The organism is Mycobacterium sp. ST-F2, assembly GCF_001905655.1.
In the GTDB taxonomy this organism is placed as follows: domain Bacteria; phylum Actinomycetota; class Actinomycetes; order Mycobacteriales; family Mycobacteriaceae; genus Mycobacterium.
Genome location: NZ_JMHT01000030.1, coordinates 26,307 through 49,001 on the forward strand (window position 1 = coordinate 26,307; position 22,695 = coordinate 49,001).

Consider the following 22,695-nt stretch of genomic DNA (forward strand, 5'->3'; position numbering starts at 1 on the left):
CGGGGCCCCGCTTTCGGCGGCACTGCCCTTTCAACCCGTCGCTCCGCTCGCCCCGATAGGGTTGTCGGGTGTCCAGACGTGAAGACGGTCGCCTTGACGACGAGCTCCGCCCGGTAAAGATCACCCGAGGATTCACCAAGCACCCGGCAGGGTCGGTATTGGTGGAGTTCGGCGAGACGCGGGTCATGTGCACGGCCTCGGTCTCCGAGGGCGTGCCGCGCTGGCGCAAGGGTTCCGGATTGGGCTGGCTGACCGCTGAATACGCGATGCTGCCGGCCGCGACGCATGACCGCTCTGATCGTGAGTCGGTGAAGGGCCGCGTCGGCGGGCGGACCCAGGAGATCAGCCGGTTGATCGGCCGCTCGCTGCGCGCGTGCATCGACCTCAGCGCGCTGGGTGAGAACACCATCGCCATCGACTGCGATGTGCTGCAGGCCGACGGCGGTACCCGCACCGCGGCGATCACGGGCGCGTATGTGGCGTTGTCCGACGCCGTCACCTACCTCGCTGCCGCCGGACGGTTGAAGGATCCGCGGCCGCTGTCGTGCGCCATCGCCGCCGTGTCGGTCGGTGTGGTCGACGGCCGGGTCCGCACGGACCTGCCCTACACCGAGGACTCGCGCGCCGAGGTCGACATGAACGTTGTCGCCACCGACACCGGGACTTTGGTCGAGGTGCAGGGCACCGGCGAGGGCGCGACCTTCCCGCGCTCGACGCTGGACAAGCTTTTGGACGCGGCTTTGGCTGCCTGCGATCAGTTGTTCGCGTTGCAGCGCGAGGCTTTGGAGCTGCCGTACCCGGGCGTGCTGCCGGAGTCTGCTACGCCGGCCAAGAAGGCGTTTGGTGCCTGAGCTGCTCGTCGCTTCGCGCAATGCGAAGAAGCTTCTGGAGTTGCAGCGGGTGTTGGACGCTGCCGGGGTCGTCGGCCTGACGTTGTTGTCGTTGGCTGACGTGCCCGAGTATCCGGAGGCGCCCGAGACTGGGGCGACGTTTGAAGAGAACGCGTTGGCCAAGGCTGCCGACGGGTTTAAGGCCACCGGAATCCCTTGTGTCGCAGATGATTCCGGAGTGTCGGTCGACGCGTTGAACGGCATGCCGGGCGTGCTGTCAGCCCGATGGGCTGGGCGGCATGGGGATGATCAGGCGAACTTGTCGCTGCTGTTGGGCCAGCTCGAGGATGTGCCGGATTCGCGTCGCGGGGCGGCGTTCGTGTCGTGCTGCGCGTTGGTGTCGGCTGCGGGTTCTGTTGTGGTGCGCGGAGAGTGGCCCGGTGTCATTGCACGGGAGCCGCGAGGTTCGGGTGGATTTGGGTATGACCCAGTGTTCGTCCCTGCCGGCGGTTCTCGGTCTGCTGCTGAGCTGAGTGCGGCTGAGAAGGACGCAGCGTCGCACCGCGGGCGGGCGTTGGCGCAGCTGGTGCCGGCGCTGCGGGAGTTGGCTGGTTCCTGAGGACGGCCTCGCTGTCAGGCGCTTTTAACATCTGTCACTTCAGTCACTGGCTGTCTGTGCCCACACGACTTCGGAACCCGGTATCGCCGACGGTATCACTTTGCGAACGCACGTGCGTTGGCTCGTTATTCGGGTGACGGCACGCGACCTGGTTGCCGTGATGTTGCGTCGGTCAGGTAGCCGTCGAGGAAATCGTGCAGCGCTGGCGCGAGGTGCGCGACGCCGGAATCGTTGAGCTTGGCCAGCAGGATGATGCCCTGATATTGCGCCAGTAGCGCGTGGGCGAGCTGTTCGGGATCGGTGCCCGGGCGCAGGGTTCCGTCGGCCAGGGCTTCCTGGCAGATGAGCGCCATGTGGTGCTGCATGGCGGCGAGGGTGCGTGCGAGGTGTTTGCGCAGATCGTCGTCGGTGGTGGAGAGTTCGGCGGCGAAGTTGCCGAAGGGGCAGCCCACCGCGCGCCCGAATTGGGCTTCGAGGGTGGACTGGATGGTGCCGATGGCATCGGGAACCGCGTGCAGTTTTTCGGCCGGTGTAGCAGTGGGGGAGCCGGTCAGCTGACGCTGAAACGCCTTGGCGTGCAAGTCGATAACGGCCTTGCCGAGTTCTGATTTCGACGGGAAGTAGTGGTAGAAGCTGCCCTTCTTGATGTCGGTCGCGCGGCAGAGCTCCTCGACTCCGACGGCTTGGTAGCTGCGTTCGAGGAAGAGCCGGGCTGCGGTGGAGACCAGGCGTTCGCGGGCGTCTGAACTTCGGGGCACGTGTGAATCGTAAGTAATAGTTGACCGGTCGGTCAACTATGGCCTAACTTGACGACATGACTGCCACCACCACTGAGATTTTCCGCACCCCGGACGAGCGCTTCGCGAATCTGCCGGGTTATGACTTCGCCCCCAACTACGTCGATATCGACGGGTTGCGGCTGCACTACCTCGACGAGGGCCCGCGCGACGGCAAGCCCATCGTGTGTTTCCACGGCGAGCCGACGTGGGCGTTCCTGTACCGCAAGATGATCGTCCCGTTGGTCGAGGCCGGGCACCGCGTGATCGTGCCGGACTATGCGGGCTTCGGCCGCTCGGACAAGCCCACCGACCGGCGCTGGTACAGCTACGACCGGCACGTCGACCTCGTCACCCGACTGCTGGGCGGCTTGGATCTGCAGGACGCCACCGCCATCGTGCAGGACTGGGGTGGGCCGATCGGCTTGCGCTGGGCCACGGAGAATGCGGATCAGGTTGGCGCACTGGCGATTTTCAACACCGGGCTGTTCACCGGCCGGGTGTCCAAGGGCTTCATGGCGTGGCGTGATTTCGCGGAGGCCAACCCCGACCTACCCGTCGGCTTCGTGATCCAGGGCGCGACGACGACCGAGCTGTCGCCCGAGATCGTCGCCGCCTACGACGCGCCGTTCCCGACCGCGGAGTCCAAGGCCGGCGCCGCACAGTTCCCACTCTTGGTTCCGATCACCGACGACGCCCCGGGTGCGACGGAAATGCGCGCGGTCACCGACGTGCTATCGCGCTGGGAGAAGCCCACGCTCGTCGCGTTCTCCGACCAGGACCCCGTGTTCCCGTACCCGCGCGCGGGTGAGGCCTTCGTCGACCTGATCCCGACCGTCACCGAGCAGGTACGGATCGAAGGCGCGTCGCACTTCTTGCAGGAGGACAGGGGAGAGCAGCTGGCAGCCGAGGTCCTCAAGCACCTGGGCTGAGGCCGTCAGAGGTCGAAGCGCTTCTTCACATCTTCGGTGCGGAAGTGCTCGACGATGATGCCCACCAGCGGGACGGTGCCGGCGAACAGGACACCGATGGTCTGGCCGAGCGGCCAGCGGACCTTGACCGCCAGGTTGAACGTGCAGAGCAGGTAGGCGAAGTAGACCCAGCCGTGGACGATGCCGATCCAGTTCAGGCTGGCGTCGTTGAAGATGTAGTGCGCGACCAGTTCGTAGCAGAGGGCGATGAGCCAGAGACCGGTCGCCCAGGCCATCACGCGGTAGGCGGTCAGTGCCTTGCGGATGGTGTCTTTCGACAGGGTGGTCGGCTGCGACTCGGTCATGTGGTGGTCCTGTCCTGTTTGTCGTTCTCGGCCAGTTCGGCCAGGTAGGCGTTGTATCTCGCGGTGTCGGGGTCGATGTCGTCGATGGTGTCTTTGGCGGCCTTGGGGCGCTCGGGCAGCAGGCCCTCGGGGATTTCGGTGGGCTTATTGGCTGCTGGTGCGGCGGGGCCCTCGTCTTCGTAGCGGACGAACTTGTAGTAGCCGTAGAAGCAGAACGCACCGAACATCGGCCACTGCAGGGCGTAGCCCAAGTTCTGGAAGGTGCCGGCGCTGGACTGGAACCGCGACCACTGCCACCAGGCCAGGGCCATGCAGCCCAGGGCAGCGACGGTCACCAGCACGATGAGCGCCGGCCTCCTACGCCGTGTAGTGGACATAGGGCAACGGTACCGCGCGTGACGTGCGGTTTGCGATTCGCGGCCGGGGCTACGACGCGGGACGCTGGACACACGGCCACGGGACAGGCCGGGACTTGGGGCCGATGAATTCGTCGAGGCGGGCGGTGTCTGCTTTGCGATAGATCGAGAGCTGCTTCTTTGACGAGCGGCGCCAGTGGATGCCCAGTTGGTCGAGGGCGCCAGTGAACAGGTTGAGGATGTCCTCGGACAGGTTGGTGAAGTGGTAGCGGACGCTCATGACCCCGCGGTCGTTGGCGACGATGCGGCAGCCGTCGCTGTGGATGAGGCCAAGGAGAAATTCCTCGGTGGCCTGGTCGACAAGGGCCTGCTGCCACGGTTGCAGCGCGATGGTGCGGGTGTGCTTCTTGCCAGGACCGTGCTGAGGGAACAGGCACGGCCAGTGTTTGGAGCAGACATACACCTCGACACAACCTTTCCGCTGCATCACACCGGCTTGCTTGCCCGCGATGACGACGCTGATCGCTTCCCGGCAGCGATCGATAATGGCCGGGTACTTCTTGTCGAGCGTGATTCGGAGTCGCCATACGCCACGGGGAGCGGCGGAGATGCAGCCATCGCCGAGGTACAAGCCGAGCAAATAGCTGTATTCGGCGGGAGGTAAGGCAGTGAAGTCGTGGTCGATGCCGCAGCTGGCGTCGCCGGCCGCTTGTCGACGCCAGATGCCGGGCCTTCGCCTCCAGTCACGCACAGTGGTTCGTGGGATGCCGGTCGTCCTCGCGATGGCGCAATTGTTCAGCCCGTCAGCGATGAGTCGCTGGATAGTGTCGAATTCGTCGGCTGACCTCACGCGGTTCCCCCCCTCGATCACGTGGCATCACCAACGTATTACGGACCACCGACAGATCTCGTTTGTCGGCTTGGCGGTAGGCTGACAGCGCTCAAGCGCGAGTGTCGGAATTGGCAGACGAGATGGGTTTAGGTCCCATTGTCCTTTGGGCGTGGGGGTTCGAGTCCCCCCTCGCGCACTCTTGTGAGTCGTGTATTCGACTTAGGTGACCCCAGCGTTGTCGCCGGGGTCTAGTTGATTTACCAATATTGCTTTTCGTCGACACACACCAAGACGTCGAAAGGTGACTCTCCGCCGCTACGCCGCCGGCTCTGATCGGCCTACCCGTCGTCGGTGGTGTAGGTGACGAGCTCGCCGCAGGCCTCCCGCGAGCGGAGGGTTAGACGACCGAGGCGCGCCGATGCTGGGCGAGGCGTAGCGGCACTCGGCCGGATGTCTGCAGTCCAGGCAGCCGGATGCGCGCGGGCGGCCGGCGAAATACGTTGGAACATAGACAAATTCGGGTAAGCGGCCGCACGATGCCGAGGTGTGGCCGACGGACGGCACCTCAGTTCGAGTTACGAAAAGCGTTGGACTGCTTGGTTGTTACCTAAGTCAGTGCTTCTTCGAGTGCAGTACGCCGTCGGTCGGCGCCTGGTCGGTCTTGGCGCGCTTCTCTGCACGTTTCTCTTTGAGCGACTTACCGGTTTTCTTGGTCATACTTTGCCGCGGAGATTTGTCAGACATGACACGCCCCTTTGTTCGGGGGCCTGGGTGGTCCCAATCACCCGACCATACGCGCACCGCGGACGGGCACGCAATGCGCTTAGTCGGGGTGTGACGTCGTCGCCTGGATCGAGCGTTGCGCGGCGAGGCCGCCACGTGGCGCCGTTTCGAAATGGGGCCTAGGCTGGAGGTGACACGCACTCTTAGGTGGCCGAGACCGTTGCCACGCGCGTAAACGGAACCGGAATTCTTTTGTCTATCAGTGATATTGCCGCGTATGCGCGGCTGTCTCCAGCGGACGTCGAGGCGTTCGGGCTTGAGCTGGACACCATTCGCACCGACGTCGAGGAGTCGCTCGGTACGAAGGATGCGACCTATATCCGGCGCACCATCGCGTTTCAGCGAATTCTGGACGTCGCCGCCCGGTTGCAGATCGCGGGGAGTCGATCGAGAGCCGGCTGGGCGGTGGGGGTCGTAGCGTTGGCGTACGCGAAAGCCGTTGAGAATATGGAGATCGGGCACAACGTCGGCCATGGCCAATGGGACTGGATGAACGATCCGGAAATCCATTCGAGCACCTGGGAGTGGGACATGGTGGGGCTGTCCGCGCAGTGGCGGTACGCGCACAACTACCGCCATCATGTGTTCACCAATGTGGTCGGCGTGGATGACGACCTCGGGTTCGGGGTGCTGCGCGTGACCCGTGACCAACCGTGGAAGCCCGTGTATCTGTGGCAGCCGTTGCAAAACCTGTTGCTGGCCTTGTCCTTCGAGTGGGGAATTGCCCGCCAGGGCTATCACTCTGAAGCGGATCGGGCCGGGAGCGAGGACGGTAAGCAGGCTGCGAAGACGATGATGCTGATCAAGATCGCTCGGCAGACCGCCAAGGACTACATCTTGGTGCCCGCGCTCAGCCTGCGCCGCTGGCGTCGAACACTGACTGCCAATGCGACCGCCAACCTGTTGCGCAACCTCTGGTCATACGTGGTGATCTTCTGCGGGCATTTTCCCGACGGCGTGCAGACGTTTGCCCCGGAGGTCCTGCAGTCCGAGACCCGGGCGGAGTGGTATCTGCGACAGATGCTGGGTGCCGCGAACTTCAAAGCTGGTCGGGTACTGGCCTTTTCGAGTGGGAACCTGTGCTACCAGATTGAGCATCACTTGTTTCCCGACCTGCCGAGCAATCGGTACGCGCAGATCAGTGTTCGGGTCCGTCTCTTGTGTGACAAGTATGACCTGCCGTACACCACGGGCTCGCTCATCTCGCAGTACTTACAGACCCTGCGGACCATCTTCCGGCTCGCCTTGCCCGACAAGGGATGGGCGGCCATCCGCGGATAATCGTCAGCGGTCGAAGACGGCTTTGATCTTCGTCCGCGCCTGTCCGGCATCGACGGCGGCCTGATGCGCTCGGTCCTCGTCGAAGGGACCACTGTTGTCGACACCGAAGCCGAAATAGCTCTTGGTGGCCTCCGAAGCACGTTTAGCCTTCTGTGCCAAGGTTTTTACGATATTCATGATCGCGATCTCTCCGTTGTCATCGTGTGCACAACGCGCGAGTGCGCGCTGAAGTCCAGATTCGGTTCCATCGATGAGGGCAATTGCTTTGATGAAACGGGTTATGCACCATCAGTTTTCGCAAGCGACCGCCCAGACGGGCATGCCGGCGAGTTGTCGGCCGTGGTGATCCGAAGGTGCCGAAGGTCACCGATACGTGGGGCTCGAAACAACTGACGTTCTCTGTAACCGCCACCCTACACCCGTTGGGCTGCGAGAACGTCCAAGTCGACGCTGCTTACCGCGCCTCCGATGGGCCCGGGGTGTAGCGTGGAAGGCGTTGGGAACCAGCCAGCCCCTGGCGTAGTCGAGTCAGCCTCTTGCCGTTGCATTCCCCGAGCAGCAGCTCGCTCCGGACACATCGGTGACCACTATGCGACGGGACTGCCGTGAAATCTCAACTCAGTCTTCAGCGTTCAGAACCTTCGGTGCCGGATTCCGCACGTGCCGGTTCGCCGAGTTTCGGGATTCTCAGCACATTTCCACCGACGCGATGCGGCCTGGCGACTTTCAGCGCCGCGCTGAGCCGTGGGTTGGCCATCAACGGCGCCGACGTCAGTGTGGTGCGTGTGGCTGACGGGTCCGCTACCAGCCATGGCCGCGTCATCGGTGAGCTGACCAACGGATCGGCGGCGTCGGCCGCCGCAGCCGTGGACCTGCTCAGCCAGAGCGACGTCGCGGTGATCCAGCATGACTACGAGGTCTACGGCGGCGCCGACGGCGACGACGTCGTGGACATCATCGGCGGTCTGCGAGTTCCGTCGATCGTGGTCGCGCACACGATTCCGAAAAATCCCACCCGGCGCCAGCGTGGCGTGTTGGAGACGCTGATGACACTCGCTGACCAAGTGGTCGTGATGTCAGACTCGGCCAGGGCGCAGCTGCGGCACGGGTTCGACGTCGACCAACGCAAGGTAGTCACGATCCCGCGCGGCGCGACCATCCCAACCGGTTCCCACGCGGGCCGTATTGGACGACCGACGCTGTTGACCTGGGGCCTGCTGCGGCCGGGTAAGGGGATCGAGCGGGTCATCGATGCGATGGGTGCACTCCACGGCCTCAACGGTCGGCCGCGCTATCTGATCGCCGGCCCGACCCACCCACGGGTGCTCGCCACACAGGGGGAGGCCTACCGCGATGCCTGTGCCGAGCAAGCCCAGCGCGCTGGGGTGGGTCCCGCGGTCCAGTTCGACGCCGGATACCGCGACGCCTCGTCCCTGATGGCACTCATTGTGTCCGCTGCGGTGGTGGTGCTGCCCTACGACTCCACCTATCAAGCCACCTCCGGCGTACTGGTTGATGCCATCGCCTGCGGACGCCCGGTTGTTGCGACGGCGTTCCCGCACGCCGTTGAATTGCTGTCGACCGGGGCGGGGATCGTGGTCGGCCACAATGACCCCGAGGCGTTGCGAGCGGCACTGCATGCGGTGTTGACCCAGCCCCGGTTGGCCGGCGCGATGGCGGCCGAGGCCCGGCGGCTGGCTCCGTCGATGTCGTGGCCGATCGTAGCGCGGTCGTATCAGGCTGTGGCACAACGAATTCTGGGTAGACGTCCGGAGCCCACGTGGCTGGGGTAGTGCCGCGCCCGAAGTTCGATCACCTGCTGGCGATGACCGATCAGCATGGCACCTGCGAGCGTGCCTGTGGCGCCGAACCGCGGCCCGAGCATGGCTACTGCACTGACGATATGGCCAGGGTCCTGGTGGTCGCCAGCCGGGAGCCGGACGCTGACGACGATGTGCACGGTCTGGCCAGGGTGGCGGTGAAGTTCCTGGACAGCGCACAGTCGTTTTCGGGTGGTTGCCGTAATCGATTGGAACGCAACGGTCATTGGACCGACGATTTCACTTTCGAAGCCTGCTGGGGCCGCTGTCTGTGGGGCTTGGGCACGGCCGCCGCACACAGCGATGTCGGCTTGGTCCGCAGTTTGTCGGTGGTGCAGTTCGAACGGGCTGCACGTGGCCGGTCCGCCTGCCCACGGGCGATGGCGTTCGCAGCGGTGGGCGCCGCAGAGCTGCTCAGCGTCGAACCCGGCCATATGGCGGCGCGCCGGCTCATCGACGATTACGCCGCAGGTGTGGCGGCCTGGAGCAGTGACGCCGATTGGCCGTGGCCCGAGGCACGCCTGACGTCTGCGAATGCGTTGCTGCCCGAAGCGATGATCGCCGCCGGCGACGCGCGCGCTGACTCGGCGCTGTGCAAGCGCGGACTGGACCTTCTGGAATGGCTGATCGATTGCGAGACCGTTGACGGGCATCTGTCGGTGTGTCCGGCCGGCGGCTGGGCGGCGGGGGAACCGCGGCCAGGCTTCGCTCAGCGGCCGGTCGAGGTGGCTGCGCTGGCCGATGCGTGCGCCCGGGCGGCCGGCGTTGACGCCAGTGCCATCTGGCCGAGCACTGTCCGGCTTGCCGCGTCCTGGTTCCAGGGCGCCAACGACGCTCGCACGCCGATGTGGGATCCGGCTACGGGCGGCGGATTCGACGGACTGCGTGTCGACGGAGTCGACCGCAATCAGGGCGCCGAGTCGACGCTCGCGGTGCTGTCCACTTTTCAACAGGCCCATCGCCTGGTCGCCGTGACGCAATGACGTGGGTTTCGGGTGGCGGGCCGGCCCTATTGCGCGCTGCGTAGCCGCACCAGGCGTGTCGTTGAGCTCTCGTCCAACTCGACGACATCGGTGCGCGAGCGCAGGAAATCACTGAAAGACTTGAACCCCAGGGACTTTTCGCTGAACGATGGATCCATGCGTTTCATCTGCGCCTTGACCGCGGAGTTGTGCAGCCATTCGACGTCGTCCTTCTCCAACCCGATCTGCAGCGCACGCGTCAGTAGGGCAGTGGCGGAAGTCTGGGGGTCGGGCAGTTCAGGTTCGTCTGGCTCGGTCTTGCGGCGGGCGCGTCGTGGCGGCGCCGGGTCTGTGGAGGGTTCGAGCGCCGGGACGCCGGGCAGCGAGTCGTAGGTGACGAACTCGTCGCACGCCGCGGCGAGTGCCCGGCTCGATGATCCCGCCACTCCGATGCCGACCACGTACCGGCCGAGGCGCTTGCAGCGCTGGGCCAGCGGGATGTAGTCGGAGTCGCCGGCGGCGATCACGACGTGGGTGAGGTCGGGCAGCCGGAACATGTCTTCGACGGCGTCGACCGCGAGCCGGATATCGGCGCCGTTCTTGCCGTACGCCGCGGCGGGGAACAGCTGCACGAGGTCGACGGCGCGGCCGACGAGCTGCTGCCGGTAGCCCGCGTTGACGTCGGCGGACCAGTCCGCGTACGCCCGGGTGAGCACCAATGTGCCGAAGGACGAAGCGAAGTCGAGCACCGCGCCGACGTCGATGGTGGCCTGCGTGAGTTTGTCCGGTTCGAGACCCTTGGCCTTGTCCTTCTGAAACGAGTTGCGGCCGTGGACCTGGTCGTAGCGGGAGATGACGATGTTGTCGAAGTCGAGGTAGACCGCGACACGCGTCGCGGCGGTGTCCGTCATGGGCCCAGTGTGGTCTATCGGCGCGACGAATGACGCGGAACTCGCCACGCGCATGCGGGGGCGATGTGCATAACCTGTCGGGATGCTCACCGAACTGATCGACCTCCCGGGCGGGTCGTACCGCATGGGATCGCAGGACTTCTACCCCGAGGAAGCGCCGGTGCATGAGGTGACGGTCGCGCCGTTTTCGATCGAGCGGCATCCGGTCACGAACGGTCAGTTCGCCGAATTCGTCGCCGAGACCGGATATGTGACCGTCGCCGAACAGGAGCTGGATCCGGCCGCGTTCCCCGGTGTGCCCGCTGACGAGCTGATTCCGGGAGGGTTGGTTTTCCATCCCACCGCCGGCCCGGTGGATCTGCGCAATTGGCGGCAGTGGTGGGCGTGGGTTCCCGGGGCGTCCTGGCAGCACCCGTTCGGCCCGGAGTCGTCGATCGCCGACCGGCTGGACCACCCGGTGGTCCAGGTCGCCTACCCGGACGCCGCGGCGTACGCGGCGTGGGCGGGCAGGCGGCTGCCGACCGAAGAGCAATGGGAGTACGCCGCCCGCGCGGGCGCGACCACGGCCTACGCCTGGGGTGACGACGTTCGGCCGGACGGGCAGTTGATGGCCAACACCTGGCAGGGCCAGTTCCCGTATCACAACACCGGTGCGCTGGGCTGGGTGGGCACGACACCCGTCGGTCTGTTCCCGCCCAACGGTTTTGGCCTCGTCGACATGATCGGCAACGTGTGGGAGTGGACCACCACCCGGTACACGCCGCGGCACAGCGGCGCTCCGGAAGTATCCGGCTGCTGTCCGCCGCCCGGTGGGGATCCGTCGGTGATGCAGACGCTCAAGGGCGGTTCGCACCTGTGCGCGCCGGAGTACTGCCACCGTTACCGGCCGGCGGCGCGGTCGTCGCAGTCGCAGGACAGCGCGACATCGCACATCGGCTTCCGGTGTATCGCCGATTGAGGTGGCGAAAGCGGCGGCCAAACGCCGTCGCATAGTCCCTGGCCTAGGGCTTTACGTGTATGCAGGTGGCGTAACACGGTACGTATCGCCACCTGTCGCCATCGGTGGCACAGTGAGTTCATGACCCGCCGCCCGCACATCCCGCCGAAGGACTTTCCCCGTCCTGCGGCCCGGGAGTATGCGGGCACCCGCGCCGATGCGGCCCGGTGGGCGCGCGATGTGCTGCGGGGTCAGATCCTCGACGGCGTGTACGGCGGCCTGGCCGCGGCGCGCCCTATGCTGCCACCGGAGAACGAGCTGGCCGCCGAATTGGGCGTGAGCCGCAACGCAATTCGCGAGGCCCTGGAGCTCCTGCGCGGCGAGGGGCTGATCACCCGGGTGCAGGGCGCGGGAACGTTCGTCACGGGTGCGAAGCTCAGTCAGCGGATCGACCGATTGGAAGGTCTGGCCGAATCGCTTGCCGGGCATCAACTTCCGGTGGAGAACACCGTGCTCTCGGCGCGAGAGTCCGTCGCCTCGCCGTTCGTGGCGGCGAAACTCCAAGTGGCCGAGGGCGCACCGATCCTCTTCATCGAACGCCTGCGGTCGGTGGGCGGGGTGCCGTTGTCGCTGGACACCACGTCGTTGCGGATCGGGGCCATCCCGGTCGACGCCAATCTGGCCGACCAGGACGTCTTCGCGTTGATCGAAACCGAACTGGGGATGCGGCTGGGTTGGGCCGAGATCACCGTGGAATCGGTCTCGGCCGATGCGGACACCGCCAAACTGCTCCAAATCCGTCCCGGCGCACCGCTGTTGCTGCTGCACCGGCTGACCCACCTCGAAGACGGCACACCCTTCGACCTCGAGACGGTGCGCTACCGCGGCGACCGTTGCTCGTTGATCACCACCGCCGCAAGGGATTCCGCACCGCCGCCACCGTAGCCGGCACCTGCACTCACATCACCCAATCCCCTTACCGATTAACACAATCGATAGAGAGGTAGTACAACCATGCCCGAACAACCCAACATCGTCTATTTTCACGTCGACAATCTCGGCATGGGGGAGCTCGGCTGCTACGGCGGCGGCATCCTGCGCGGGGCCGACACGGTCCGGATGGACGCCTTCGCCGCCGAATCGCTGAAGCTGTCGCACTTCGTCGTCGAACCGCAGTGCACCCCCACCCGTTCGGCGTTGATGACCGGGCGGTACCCGATCCGGTCCGGTAACCACACCATCGCGCTCGGCGGCAACGGTGGCGGCATCGTGGCGTGGGAGCGGACCATGGGCGACATCCTGTCCGAAGCCGGCTACGCCACGGCGTGTTTCGGGAAGTGGCACATCGGCGCCGAGGACGGCCGCTGGCCGACCGACCACGGATTCGACGAGTGGTACGGCCCGGCCCGCACCTATGACGAGTGCCTGTGGCCCGACGACCCCTGGTACAAGGCCGAGCGCGACGGCTACTCCTACATGTACGACGGCACCAAAGAAGGCGGCGTCAAGACCACCGACCAGCAGCTGACGGTGAAGCTCAAGGGCGAGGTGGACGGCGAATACGACCGCCGGGCAAAAGCTTTCATGAAGCGCAGCGTCGATGCGGGCAAGCCGTTCTACCTGTACCACAACCACTCGCTGATGCACTTCCCGATGGAAGTCCGCCCGGAGTTCAAGGGCAAGAGCACCAACGGCAACTGGGGTGACTCGCTGCTGATGCTCGACCACGACTTCGGCAGCATCCTGGACTACCTCAAAGAGCTGGGCATCGAGGACAACACCATCGTGATCATGGCCGGCGACAACGGCGCCGAGGATCACCTGGCCGGCCGGGGTACCGCGGGCTTCTTCGACGGCTCCTACTTCAGCTCGGCCGAGGGCGGCATCCGGACACCGTGCCTCATCCGGTGGCCCGGTCATGTGCCGGTGCGGGAGAGCAACGAGATGGTGCACGTCACCGACATGTTCCCGACGCTGCTGCGCTGGGTGGGTTGCGACGTGCCCGACGACCGCATCATCGACGGCATCGATCAGCGTGAATTCTTCGGCGGGGCAGAGGAATCCAAGCGCGACGGCTGCATGGTCTGGCTCAACGAGGAGCTGCACGCGGTGAAGTGGTCGCAGTTCAAGATCAACTTCAAGCGTCAGCAGCACTTCCATGACCCGGAAATTCCACTCGGCTTCGCCCGCATCACCAACCTCCTCGAGGACCCGAAGGAACGCGAGGCCGTCAACCAGACGTGGGTGCGGTGGTGGGTGATGCAACACGCCTACCGGTTCATCCAGGAGTTCGACGCCAGCGTCGAGACCGAACAGCTCATTCCGGCCGGGGCGCCCATCGATTTCGTCCCCGCCCGCACCCAGTAGCAGCCAGTACTACCGAAGCCCTGCCCCACACGGGGCAGGGCTTCCCTATCCGAGGGGATCAGCAGTGTCCGATCAAAGCTATGGCGCCCAATCGATCACGATCCTCGAAGGGCTCGACGTCGTCCGGAAGCGTCCGGGTATGTACATCGGGTCGACCAGCGAGCGCGGCCTGCACCACATGGTGTGGGAGGTGGTCGACAACGGCGTCGACGAGGCCATGGCCGGCCACGCCAGCCGCGTCGACGTCACGCTGCTCGCCGACGGCGGCGTCGAGGTCAGTGACGACGGTCGCGGCATCCCGGTTGCCATGCACGCCAACGGGATTCCGACCGTCGACGTGGTGATGACCCAGCTGCACGCGGGCGGCAAGTTCGACGGCGAGTCCTACCAGGTGTCGGGCGGCCTGCACGGCGTCGGCGTCTCGGTGGTCAACGCGTTGTCGACGCGGCTGGAGGTGCTCATCCACCGGGATGGGTACGAATGGTTCCAGCACTACGACCGCTCGGTGCCCGGCACCCTGCAGAAGGGGCCGCCGTCCACCCGGACCGGCACCACCGTCCGATTCTGGTCGGACCCAGAGGTTTTCGAGACCACCGAGTACAACGCCGAGACCATTGCCCGCCGGCTTCAGGAGATGGCATTCCTGAACAAGGGGCTGGTGCTGTCGCTGACGGACCACCGCCAACCCGGCGCGGAGACCCGCGTCTTCCATCACCCTGGCGGGTTGATCGACTACGTCCGCCACATCAACCGCGTGAAAGAGTCCATCCAGCCGAGCATCATCGCGTTCGACGGCACGGGGGCCGGCTGCGAGGTCGAGATCGCGATGCAGTGGAACGCCGGGTATTCAGAGTCGGTGCACACGTTCGCGAACACCATCAACACGCATGAGGGTGGCACCCATGAGGAGGGTTTCCGCGCGGCGCTGACGGGCGTGGTGAACCGGTATGCCAAAGACAAGAAGCTGCTCAAGGACAAAGACCCGAATCTCACCGGTGACGACATCCGGGAGGGCCTGGCCGCGATCATTTCCGTGAAAGTGGCTGAGCCGCAATTCGAAGGGCAGACCAAGACGAAGCTCGGGAACGCGGCCATCCGCTCGTTCGTGCAGAAGGTCTGCCATGAGGAGCTGACGCACTGGTTCGAGGCGAATCCGGCGGAGGCGAAGGTCATCGTCACCAAGGTGGCGTCGTCGGCGCAGGCGCGGGTGGCCGCGCGTAAGGCGCGGGAGTTGGTGCGGCGTAAGAGCGCGACGGACATCGGTGGTCTGCCCGGCAAGCTGGCGGACTGCCGATCCACCGATCCGAGCAGGTCGGAACTGTATGTGGTGGAGGGCGATTCGGCCGGTGGCTCGGCCAAGAGTGGCCGCGACTCGATGTTCCAGGCGATCCTGCCGCTGCGCGGCAAGATCATCAACGTCGAGAAGGCCCGCATCGACCGCGTGCTGAAGAACAACGAGGTCCAGGCCATCATCACGGCCCTGGGCACCGGTATCCACGACGAATTCGACATCTCGAAGCTGCGCTATCACAAGATCGTGCTGATGGCCGACGCCGACGTCGACGGCCAGCACATCTCGACCCTGCTGCTCACCTTGTTGTTCCGCTTCATGAGACCACTCATCGAGCATGGTCATGTGTTCTTGGCGCAGCCGCCGCTGTACAAGCTGAAATGGCAACGCAGCGAACCGGAATTCGCGTACTCGGACCGGGAGCGCGACGGCCTGCTGGAAGCCGGCAAGAAGGCCGGCAAGCGCATCAACACCGACGACGGCATCCAGCGCTACAAGGGTCTGGGCGAGATGGACGCCAAGGAGCTGTGGGAGACGACCATGGATCCGTCGGTCCGGGTGCTGCGTCAGGTCACCCTGGATGACGCTGCCGCGGCCGACGAGCTGTTCTCGATCCTCATGGGTGAGGACGTCGAAGCCCGCCGGAGCTTTATCGTGCGCAACGCCAGGGACATTCGGTTTCTGGACGTCTGATCAGGGGTACCCGTCTGAGGTGGTCGACACGACTTCGGAACCCGGTATCACCGGCGATACCGAGTTCCGAAGTCATGTGGGTAAAGACAGCCAGTGGCTGCAGTGACGGGTGTGAACAACGCTAGCCGAGCGGCATGAGGTACATCAGGACCAGCACGCCCTCGGCGATCACCGCGAGTCCGACGGCGGGCAGACAACGCATCGCGAAATAGTGCCCGCGGGCCAACTGCCGGCGCCGGCTCACGCCGAACCCGCACACCACAGCGGCGAGCACCGCGACCGCGGCGACAAGGATGATCCGGGTCGCGTCGTGACCACCGTTGAACGTATCGACGTTGCGTAGCAACACCAGAACACCCGAGGTGGCGATCGCCAGCCCCGTGCGGCTCCAGGCCAGTGCCGTCCGTTCAGCCTGCAGCCCGCGATCTTGGGTGAGTGTCATCGCACCGTGGCGCACAGTGCCAGCACGACGGTGATCAGTCCGATCAGCGCCAGACCCGTCGTCAGCAAGGTGGGGCCGGAGGCTTGCGGTAGCGGCTCGTCGTGCCGGATGGCGCGGTCCACCTGGCTCCAGCGCCGCAGTCCCGCGACCGCCGTCAATACCGCCATGGCGCCGACTCCGACTCCCAGGACATGCCGAAGGCCCGGTATGGCCAATTCCGGCATGAACTGCACGACCGCCACCGCGGCGGCCATGAGTCCGAGCGACGTGCGTTGCCAGGCCAGGAACGTGCGCTCATTGGCGAGGGTGAACCGGTAGTCGGGCTCGATCGGGGTACGCGCGGACGTCACGCTCGAAATGTCCATGGCTACAAGACTTTCCGATAATTCTGTGTCGTGCCAGGGCGGCGGAGGTGGCGTAACAAGGTGTTAATTCGCGGTATCGGCGGCGCGGCGCAATCGCGGCGAATCCCCATCTGACCTGCGGTTTCAGCCCGCGCAGATGGCGTAACTACCGCGCAACCTCAGATGACAGCGAGGTAACAGAAACGGTTGACCCTTGTGGACATGGACAAGCAACAGCGCACTGGCAGCCCGCGTCAGGCCCGCTCGGTTGCTCTGCTGACCGCGCTCACGGTTGGTGGGGCCCAACTGCTGACGGGCTGTGGCCTGCTGTCGGAACCCACCGTCGTCGTCAACGTCGGCTATCAATCCAAGACCATCAACACGGTCAACGCCGGCACGCTGCTGCGCGATCGTGGTGACTTCGAGAACCAGCTCAAGCAATTGGGCGCGACCACCAACACGAAGTACCGGGTGGTCTGGCAGGACTTCGCGTCCGGCGCTCCGCTGACGGCGCAGATGATCGCCACCCACGTCGACATCGGATCGATGGGCGACTACCCGCTGCTGACCAACGGCTCCAAGACCCACAAATACGATGACGCGGCAACGGAATTGGTCGCCACCACCGGCTACAACCTGCGCGGATCGCTCAATCAGGTGGTGGTGCGGTCGGACTCGTCGGCGCGCACCCTGGCCGATCTGACCGGCAAGAAGGTGTCCACCAGCCTCGGATCGGCCGGCGACGGCATGTTGTCCACCGCGGTGAAAACCGTTGGCATCAGCAAGGACTCACTGCACGTCGTCAACCAGGATCCGTCAGTCGGAGCGTCGTCCATCGACGGCGGTCAGGTCGACGCCCTCGCGCAGTTCGTGCCGTGGCCACAACTGGTGATCTACCGCAACCAGGGCCGGCTGCTCTACGACGGCGGTGACAACAATGTGCCGACCTTCCACGGTGTCGTCGCGCGCCGGCAGTTCGTCGACGGCCATCCGAGGTGATGGCGGCGTTCCTGCGGGCCATGAAGCGCACCACCGACGAGATCGTCGCCCATCCGCTCAAGGCCGCCCTGCGGGTCAGTGCGCTGACCGGGATCGAGCCCGAGGTGATCTATCTGTACAACGGCCCCAACGGCTTCGTGAGCTTCGACATGACGCTCAAGGACCAGGTGCTCGCGGCGTTCAAGCCGATCAAGGCCTACCTGGTCGGACGTGGCGCGGTGACCAAGGATTTCGACGTCCCCAACTTCGTCAACGACGGATACCTGCGGCAGCTGTTCGGACCCGACTACGCGCAGCGGCAGGCCAGTGTCGCCAATCCGATGACGCTCACCGGATTCGACGACGTGTGCGGACTACCGGTCAACGACACGGCGCAGGCCTCCGAAGTGTGGACGTCCGGCAGCACCACCGCGGTCTCCGTCACCCCGACCTGTCTGCTGCGCCGGCTGGCTGCGACACCGCACGTCCGGGCCGCCTATGTACCCGACACGTTGACCGGACTTCGGATCTTCGCCGATCACGCTGTCTGGCTTGCTGATCCGGCCGTGCCGCCGACTCAGCGGTACAAGCCCTTCGCCACTGCCGCCGGCGCCGATACCTACCGGACCAATCACCCACAAGCAGTCTCCGTCGGCTACGCCGCTGCCATCGGGCAGTCCCGCACCGCCGGCTGATCACACCATCAGGAGAGAAAGGAAACGCATGACCGAGCTCATGACCAGACCCACGTTGGCCGTCCCTCGACTGTGGTCACCGGCGAACCGGACCGGAAAGCCTGTGCGGCACAGGATGGCCGACCTGCTGTCGACGTCCGCCGCACGACGGGTCCCGGCACTGCTGCTGCCGCTCATCCCGATTGCCGTCTTCCTGACGCTGTGGCATCTGCTGACCGCCCACAACGTCGTCGCCTGGTTGCGCTTCAACCGGATGCCGGCACCGGAGGCGGTGTTCCACACGCTGATGGCGCGGGCCAGTTCGAGCGGCTTCTACGACGACCTACTGGCCAGCCTGCAGCGCATTCTGCTGGGCTTCGGTCTTGCGGCGGTGATCGGCATCGGGTTGGGTGTGTTGATCGGCCGCTCGGAGATCGCCCGAATGACGTTGCGGCCGTTCATCGAACTGATCCGGCCTATCCCGGCGATCGCGCTGGTACCGCTCACCATCCTGCTGTTCCCGTCCAGCGAGCAGGGCATTGTGTTCATCACGTTCTTCGCCGCGTTCTTCCCGGTGGTGGTCAGCACCATCCACGCCATGGACTCGATGCTGAAGGTGTGGGAGGAAGCCGCGCAGACCATGGGTGCCGGGCGAATGTCGTTGTTGCTCCACGTGATCATCCCGGGTGCGCTGCCGGGGATTTTCGCCGGACTCTCGGTGGCGATGGGTGTGGCGTGGATCTGCGTGGTGAGCGCGGAGATGATCTCGGGCCAGTACGGCATCGGCTACTACACCTGGCAGGCCTACGGGTTGCTCGATTACGCCGGCGTGGTGGTCGGCATGATCTCCATCGGTGCGCTGGGCCTCGGCACCGCGTGGCTGGTGGAGCGGGTCGGACGGCGGGTCAACCGCTGGCTGCCGAGGGCCGCCCGATGAGCGCCGGCGCTGTCGATCTGCAGCAGCTGCAACTGGGCTTCAACGGTGTCGTCGCGGCCAACATCAGCCTGGCCATCGAGGGCGGCGAAGTGGTCGTCTTCCTCGGGCCGTCCGGCTGCGGCAAGTCGACCATCCTGCGGGCGCTGGCCGGGCTGCTCAAGCCCATGGGCGGCACTGCCACTGTGGACGGCGCACCCGTCACCGGCAATGCGGCACAGTGCGCCATGGTGTTTCAGGAGGATGCGCTGTTCCCGTGGCGCAGCGCGCTCAAGAACGTCGAGTTCCCGCTCAAGCTCCGTGGCGTGCGCGGCAAGGAGCTCAAGGAGACGGCGACGGCGCGGCTCGAGCAGGTCGGCCTCGGTGCTTACCTGCACCATCTGCCGAGTCAGCTGTCGGGTGGCATGCGGCAGCGGGTGCAGCTGGCCCGCACCCTGGCCTGCAAGCCGCGGGTCATGTTGATGGACGAGCCGTTCGGCGCGCTCGATGCGCAGACGCGGCTGGAGATGCAGCAGTTGCTGATGTCGGTGTGGGAGCAACATAAGATGACGCTGCTGTTCGTCACCCATGACGTCGACGAGGCGCTGCTGCTGGCCGACCGGGTCGTCCTGCTCAGCCACCGGCCCGCCACCGTCGCCGACGTCATCACCATCGAGCAACCCCGCACCCCCGAGGCGCAATTCGAGGAGTCCTACCAGCGGCGCCGCCGCGACATCCTGGACTTCCTCGGTCATCGCCCGGCCGCCTGACCAAACTGGCTTCCCGTCAAGGAGATTCGATGAGCATCACCCTGCCTGGGTTCCGCGCGCCCGCATCCCGCCCCGAGCGACAGTCGCTGCTGTCACCCGCCGTGCTGCGCACCGAGGTGCTGGCCGGTCTGGTCGTCGGGCTGGCGCTGATCCCGGAGGCCATCGCCTTCTCCGTCATCGCGGGCGTCGATCCTCGCGTCGGGCTGTTCTCGTCGGTGACGATGGCCATCACCATCGCGTTCGCCGGGGGACGCCCGGCCATGGTGTCGGCCGCGACGGCGGCGGTGGCACTGGTCGTGGCGCCGGTGGCCCACGAACACGGCGTCGGGTATCTGGTCGCCACCATCGCGTTGGCCGGGGTGATCCAGATGCTGCTGGCGTTCCTCGGAGTCGCCAAGCTGATGCGGTTCATCCCGCGCAGCGTGATGGTCGGCTTCGTCAACGCGCTCGCGATCCTGGTGTTCGTCGCCCAGCTCCGGCATCTGATCGACGTGCCGTGGCTGGTGTATCCGCTCACCGCGGCGGGCATCGCGATCATGGTGCTGCTGCCCAAGCTGACCACCGCGGTGCCGCCGCCGCTGGTCGTGGTGCTGGTGCTGACGGTCGCCGTCGTGGCCTTCGGGTGGCACGTACCCAACGTGGGAGATCAAGGGGCCCTGCCGGATTCGCTGCCGCTGCCCGGCATTCCGGATATTCCATTCACCGTGCAGACGCTGCAGATCATCGCGCCGTACGCGGTGGGCGCAGCGCTGGTCGGGCTGCTCGAATCGTTGATGACGGCCAAGCTCGTCGACGACATCACCGACACTCCGTCGAACAAGACCCGCGAGGCGTGCGGGCAGGGCATCGCCAACGTGGTGACGGCGCTGTTCGGCGGCATGGGTGGTTGCGCGGTGGTGGGGCAGACGATGATGAACGTCAAGATCGCCGGCGCCCGGACGCGGCTCTCGACGCTGCTGACCGGGGTGTTCGTGTTGATCCTCGTGCTGGCCCTCGGGGACCTGGTCGGACGGATTCCGATGGCGGCCCTGGTCGCGGTGATGATCGTGGTCTCCGTCGCCACTTTCGACTGGCACAGCGTGGCGCCGCGGACGCTGAAAGTGTTGCCGCGCAGCGAAACTCTTGTGATGGCCATCACAGTGTGCGCGACGGTCGCCACCGGAAACCTGGCGATCGGCGTCGCGCTCGGGGTGCTGGCCGCGATGGTGGCGTTCGCCCGCCGGGTCGCGCATTTCACCTCGGTGTCCTCGGTGGAACCGGGGATGTATCGAGTGAGCGGCGACCTGTTCTTCGTATCGAGCAATGACCTGATTCATCAGTTCGACTACGCGGGTGACCCCGCCGACGTCGTCGTGGACTTGTCGGGCACCGCGGTGTGGGACGCCTCGTCGGTGGCGACGCTGGATGCGATCCGGACGAAGTACGCATCGCGGGGCAAGACGGTGCGGTTCATCGGGCTCGATGACGCGAGCGCGGACCGGCTGAATCGGTTGTCGGGACGTCTTGGGGTTTAGCGGCCGGGGGCTGCGCCGTTGCGCCATTATGGAGGCGTGAACGTGAACTGGCGAGGTGTCCTCGGTGTCGTGGTCGGGCTGCTGATCGGACTGCTCATGGGCGGACCGATTGCCGGCCAGGCGCACGCTGCCGCGGCCGCGCCCGCCGGGGACGTCATCTCCATCGGTGACCCGCACGCGCTCGGACAGATCGACCTCTACCTCGACCCCATCTGCCCGTTCAGCGGCAAGCTGATCCGGTCCGACGGCGAGGAGCTGGGGCGGCGCATCGACAACGGCGCGCTGCGGGTGAACGTGCGATTCGTGAACTTCCTCGAAAAGTATTCGGCCAGTGGCACATACGACCAGCGTGCGATCTACGCGGCCTTCGTCGCGGCCGGCGAGTCGAAGTCGAGTGATGTCGCGTGGCGCTTCATCCAGCAGATTTTCGCGAAGGAGAACCAGCCGCGTGAAGGCGGCGACACGGACCTGAGCAACGACCAGTTGGCCGAGCTGGCGGGCCGCGCGGGCGCCCCGCAGTCGGCGCAGGACCTGATCCGGCTCGGCCTGCCCGTCGGCTATGACTCCAAAGTCATCGCCGCCAACAACCTCAAGCTCTTGCACGAGTTCCCGGAGCCGGGCGTGCCGCTGGTGGTCATCGATGGGCAGGTCGTCAACGACGAGGAGTGGCTGAGCCGGTTGCCGGCCTGACCGGTAGAGGACGGCTCCGACGCGCGCGGAGGGCTCGTCTGGGACAGTGGTTGTCCTGGCTTCCTATGTCGAGTGTGGCGCTTGGCATGGTCCGTCGCGGCGTGGCGCCTCAGCACGCGCCACGTTCGGCGTAGAGCCTGCCGATCCGACCAGGTCGTCTTGGCGCCGGTTCTTGTCCCCTGATCGGGGGACAGGACTTTCACCCGACGGAGGGGCCGGTCGGCGGATACAGCTCGACTGCTGTGCGCGGCATTCTTAGTTCAACACCGGAACACACCGGAAAGAACTTGAAAAGCCTTATCCACCAAAGGAGTCGACATGAACATCACCCGCCGCATCGCCACCGGATTCGCCCTCGCCGCCGCGCCGGCCGTCATCTTCCTCGGTGCCGCCACCGCACACGCCGACGTCACGACCGCCAGCAGCCCGGTTGGTACCCACCATGCGTTCCCGCACCAGCAGAACGCCCCGCAGCCCGGCAGCCCGGTGCATCACCACCACCAGCACAACCACCGCTGAGACTTTCTGTCACCGCTGAGGCCGCCCCTGTCATCGACGGGGCGGCCTTACGCAGCTTGAGTGGTGGTGTGTGCACAGGGTGCAGGTCGGCTACTTCGCGATGAACACCTCGGTGTC

At 65.7% G+C, this 22,695-nt stretch carries 24 protein-coding genes, 1 tRNA gene and 1 pseudogene; 17 read left to right on the top strand and 9 right to left on the bottom strand.

All coding sequences use genetic code 11. The features are described 5' to 3' along the window. Positions 1–68 precede the first annotated feature (68 nt). Both rph and rdgB read left to right on the top strand, forming a co-directional pair. Positions 69–851: a ribonuclease PH gene (gene rph, locus EB75_RS12570; protein ID WP_073695726.1), complete on the top strand. Its 783-nt coding sequence runs from the start codon at positions 69–71 to the stop codon at positions 849–851. After that, positions 841–1,449 (top strand): RdgB/HAM1 family non-canonical purine NTP pyrophosphatase, encoded by a 609-nt coding sequence (gene rdgB, locus EB75_RS12575; protein ID WP_174557660.1) that lies wholly within the window; start codon positions 841–843, stop codon positions 1,447–1,449. Before rph ends, rdgB begins: the two co-directional genes overlap by 11 nt. Positions 1,450–1,574: 125 nt before the next feature. Here rdgB and EB75_RS12580 read toward each other — a convergent pair whose 3' ends face one another. Then, positions 1,575–2,207 carry a TetR/AcrR family transcriptional regulator gene (locus tag EB75_RS12580; RefSeq protein ID WP_073695728.1) on the bottom strand — a complete coding sequence of 211 codons (633 nt, stop codon included), beginning with the start codon at positions 2,205–2,207 and terminating at the stop codon, positions 1,575–1,577. A 56-nt stretch (positions 2,208–2,263) separates the two neighbouring features. Here EB75_RS12580 and EB75_RS12585 point away from each other — a divergent pair, with 56 nt between their 5' ends. Then, positions 2,264–3,157 (top strand): haloalkane dehalogenase, encoded by an 894-nt coding sequence (locus EB75_RS12585; protein ID WP_073695729.1) that lies wholly within the window; start codon positions 2,264–2,266, stop codon positions 3,155–3,157. A gap of 5 nt (positions 3,158–3,162) precedes the next feature. On the opposite strand, the gene EB75_RS12590 is transcribed toward EB75_RS12585, so the two are convergent. The 3 genes from EB75_RS12590 to EB75_RS12600 are packed head-to-tail and all read right to left on the bottom strand — an operon-like array spanning position 3,163 to position 4,707. Continuing rightward, positions 3,163–3,501, bottom strand: a complete 339-nt coding sequence (locus EB75_RS12590) for a DUF3817 domain-containing protein (RefSeq protein ID WP_029119231.1) — start codon at positions 3,499–3,501, stop codon at positions 3,163–3,165. Continuing rightward, positions 3,498–3,878, bottom strand: a complete 381-nt coding sequence (locus tag EB75_RS12595) for a hypothetical protein (protein WP_073695730.1) — start codon at positions 3,876–3,878, stop codon at positions 3,498–3,500. Before EB75_RS12595 ends, EB75_RS12590 begins: the two co-directional genes overlap by 4 nt. A gap of 49 nt (positions 3,879–3,927) precedes the next feature. After that, positions 3,928–4,707 (bottom strand): helix-turn-helix domain-containing protein, encoded by a 780-nt coding sequence (locus tag EB75_RS12600; protein WP_073695757.1) that lies wholly within the window; start codon positions 4,705–4,707, stop codon positions 3,928–3,930. Between the two features lie 95 nt (positions 4,708–4,802). On the opposite strand from EB75_RS12600, the gene EB75_RS12605 reads away from it, so the two are divergent. Then, positions 4,803–4,885: transfer RNA gene (locus EB75_RS12605), tRNA-Leu, on the top strand. A 416-nt stretch (positions 4,886–5,301) separates the two neighbouring features. Here the strand turns inward: EB75_RS12605 and EB75_RS29950 are convergent. After that, entirely contained in the window at positions 5,302–5,433 is a 132-nt protein-coding gene (locus tag EB75_RS29950; protein ID WP_110772214.1) for a hypothetical protein, read from the bottom strand. Between the two features lie 231 nt (positions 5,434–5,664). Between EB75_RS29950 and EB75_RS12610 the strand changes: the two genes are divergently transcribed. After that, positions 5,665–6,753 carry a fatty acid desaturase family protein gene (locus tag EB75_RS12610; protein WP_073695731.1) on the top strand — a complete coding sequence of 363 codons (1,089 nt, stop codon included), beginning with the start codon at positions 5,665–5,667 and terminating at the stop codon, positions 6,751–6,753. 3 nt (positions 6,754–6,756) lie between these two features. On the opposite strand, the gene EB75_RS29290 is transcribed toward EB75_RS12610, so the two are convergent. After that, a complete protein-coding gene (locus EB75_RS29290) occupies positions 6,757–6,912 on the bottom strand; it encodes a hypothetical protein (protein ID WP_168176036.1) in 156 nt (51 codons plus the stop codon). 485 nt (positions 6,913–7,397) lie between these two features. Here EB75_RS29290 and EB75_RS12615 point away from each other — a divergent pair, with 485 nt between their 5' ends. Both EB75_RS12615 and EB75_RS12620 read left to right on the top strand, forming a co-directional pair. Continuing rightward, a complete protein-coding gene (locus EB75_RS12615) occupies positions 7,398–8,546 on the top strand; it encodes a glycosyltransferase (RefSeq protein ID WP_073695732.1) in 1,149 nt (382 codons plus the stop codon). Beyond that, a complete protein-coding gene (locus EB75_RS12620; protein WP_073695733.1) occupies positions 8,534–9,556 on the top strand; it encodes a glycosyltransferase in 1,023 nt (340 codons plus the stop codon). The genes EB75_RS12615 and EB75_RS12620 overlap by 13 nt, the downstream gene beginning before the upstream one ends. 26 nt (positions 9,557–9,582) lie before the next feature. Here the strand turns inward: EB75_RS12620 and EB75_RS12625 are convergent, their stop codons facing one another. After that, a complete protein-coding gene (locus EB75_RS12625; protein ID WP_073695734.1) occupies positions 9,583–10,446 on the bottom strand; it encodes an NYN domain-containing protein in 864 nt (287 codons plus the stop codon). 82 nt (positions 10,447–10,528) lie between these two features. Between EB75_RS12625 and EB75_RS12630 the strand changes: the two genes are divergently transcribed. The 4 genes from EB75_RS12630 (at position 10,529) to gyrB (ending at position 15,734) form a co-directional block, all read left to right on the top strand. After that, positions 10,529–11,404, top strand: a complete 876-nt coding sequence (locus EB75_RS12630; protein ID WP_073695735.1) for a formylglycine-generating enzyme family protein — start codon at positions 10,529–10,531, stop codon at positions 11,402–11,404. Positions 11,405–11,623: 219 nt separating this feature from the next. Next, positions 11,624–12,328, top strand: a complete 705-nt coding sequence (locus tag EB75_RS12635) for a GntR family transcriptional regulator (RefSeq protein WP_073695758.1) — start codon at positions 11,624–11,626, stop codon at positions 12,326–12,328. 69 nt (positions 12,329–12,397) lie between these two features. Further along, positions 12,398–13,750, top strand: a complete 1,353-nt coding sequence (locus tag EB75_RS12640; RefSeq protein ID WP_073695736.1) for an arylsulfatase — start codon at positions 12,398–12,400, stop codon at positions 13,748–13,750. A 64-nt stretch (positions 13,751–13,814) separates the two neighbouring features. Continuing rightward, entirely contained in the window at positions 13,815–15,734 is a 1,920-nt protein-coding gene (gene gyrB / locus EB75_RS12645) for a DNA topoisomerase (ATP-hydrolyzing) subunit B (RefSeq protein ID WP_073695737.1), read from the top strand. Between the two features lie 121 nt (positions 15,735–15,855). Here gyrB and EB75_RS12650 read toward each other — a convergent pair whose 3' ends face one another. Both EB75_RS12650 and EB75_RS12655 read right to left on the bottom strand, forming a co-directional pair. Then, entirely contained in the window at positions 15,856–16,176 is a 321-nt protein-coding gene (locus EB75_RS12650) for a DUF202 domain-containing protein (RefSeq protein ID WP_073695759.1), read from the bottom strand. Further along, complete coding sequence (locus tag EB75_RS12655; RefSeq protein ID WP_073695738.1) at positions 16,173–16,541, bottom strand: YidH family protein; 369 nt, start codon at positions 16,539–16,541, stop codon at positions 16,173–16,175. The genes EB75_RS12650 and EB75_RS12655 overlap by 4 nt, the downstream gene beginning before the upstream one ends. A gap of 201 nt (positions 16,542–16,742) precedes the next feature. On the opposite strand from EB75_RS12655, the pseudogene EB75_RS30290 reads away from it, so the two are divergent. The 6 genes and pseudogenes from EB75_RS30290 (at position 16,743) to EB75_RS12685 (ending at position 22,578) form a co-directional block, all read left to right on the top strand. Then, a pseudogene (locus EB75_RS30290) lies at positions 16,743–18,193 on the top strand (ABC transporter substrate-binding protein). A gap of 28 nt (positions 18,194–18,221) precedes the next feature. Beyond that, entirely contained in the window at positions 18,222–19,109 is an 888-nt protein-coding gene (locus tag EB75_RS12665) for an ABC transporter permease (RefSeq protein ID WP_083612204.1), read from the top strand. Next, on the top strand, positions 19,106–19,855 hold the full coding sequence (locus EB75_RS12670; protein ID WP_061007257.1) for an ABC transporter ATP-binding protein: 750 nt from the start codon (positions 19,106–19,108) through the stop codon (positions 19,853–19,855). Before EB75_RS12665 ends, EB75_RS12670 begins: the two co-directional genes overlap by 4 nt. A 29-nt stretch (positions 19,856–19,884) precedes the next feature. Further along, entirely contained in the window at positions 19,885–21,369 is a 1,485-nt protein-coding gene (locus EB75_RS12675) for a SulP family inorganic anion transporter (RefSeq protein WP_073695739.1), read from the top strand. A 96-nt stretch (positions 21,370–21,465) separates the two neighbouring features. Beyond that, positions 21,466–22,059, top strand: a complete 594-nt coding sequence (locus tag EB75_RS12680; RefSeq protein ID WP_064857944.1) for a DsbA family protein — start codon at positions 21,466–21,468, stop codon at positions 22,057–22,059. Between the two features lie 318 nt (positions 22,060–22,377). Beyond that, a complete protein-coding gene (locus EB75_RS12685; protein ID WP_064857930.1) occupies positions 22,378–22,578 on the top strand; it encodes a hypothetical protein in 201 nt (66 codons plus the stop codon). The last annotated feature ends 117 nt before the right edge of the window (positions 22,579–22,695 follow it).

Bases quoted from the DNA above. Each gene is read 5' to 3' on its own strand.
- EB75_RS12585 (WP_073695729.1), top strand. From the start codon at position 2,264: ATGACTGCCACCACCACTGAGATTTTCCGCACCCCGGACGAGCGCTTC.
- EB75_RS12590 (WP_029119231.1), bottom strand. From the start codon at position 3,501: ATGACCGAGTCGCAGCCGACCACCCTGTCGAAAGACACCATCCGCAAG.
- EB75_RS12595 (WP_073695730.1), bottom strand. From the start codon at position 3,878: ATGTCCACTACACGGCGTAGGAGGCCGGCGCTCATCGTGCTGGTGACC.
- EB75_RS29950 (WP_110772214.1), bottom strand. From the start codon at position 5,433: ATGTCTGACAAATCTCCGCGGCAAAGTATGACCAAGAAAACCGGTAAG.
- EB75_RS12625 (WP_073695734.1), bottom strand. From the start codon at position 10,446: ATGACGGACACCGCCGCGACGCGTGTCGCGGTCTACCTCGACTTCGAC.
- EB75_RS12630 (WP_073695735.1), top strand. From the start codon at position 10,529: ATGCTCACCGAACTGATCGACCTCCCGGGCGGGTCGTACCGCATGGGA.
- EB75_RS12640 (WP_073695736.1), top strand. From the start codon at position 12,398: ATGCCCGAACAACCCAACATCGTCTATTTTCACGTCGACAATCTCGGC.
- EB75_RS12650 (WP_073695759.1), bottom strand. From the start codon at position 16,176: ATGACACTCACCCAAGATCGCGGGCTGCAGGCTGAACGGACGGCACTG.
- EB75_RS12655 (WP_073695738.1), bottom strand. From the start codon at position 16,541: ATGGACATTTCGAGCGTGACGTCCGCGCGTACCCCGATCGAGCCCGAC.
- EB75_RS12665 (WP_083612204.1), top strand. From the start codon at position 18,222: ATGACCGAGCTCATGACCAGACCCACGTTGGCCGTCCCTCGACTGTGG.
- EB75_RS12670 (WP_061007257.1), top strand. From the start codon at position 19,106: ATGAGCGCCGGCGCTGTCGATCTGCAGCAGCTGCAACTGGGCTTCAAC.
- EB75_RS12675 (WP_073695739.1), top strand. From the start codon at position 19,885: ATGAGCATCACCCTGCCTGGGTTCCGCGCGCCCGCATCCCGCCCCGAG.
- EB75_RS12680 (WP_064857944.1), top strand. From the start codon at position 21,466: ATGGGCGGACCGATTGCCGGCCAGGCGCACGCTGCCGCGGCCGCGCCC.
- EB75_RS12685 (WP_064857930.1), top strand. From the start codon at position 22,378: ATGAACATCACCCGCCGCATCGCCACCGGATTCGCCCTCGCCGCCGCG.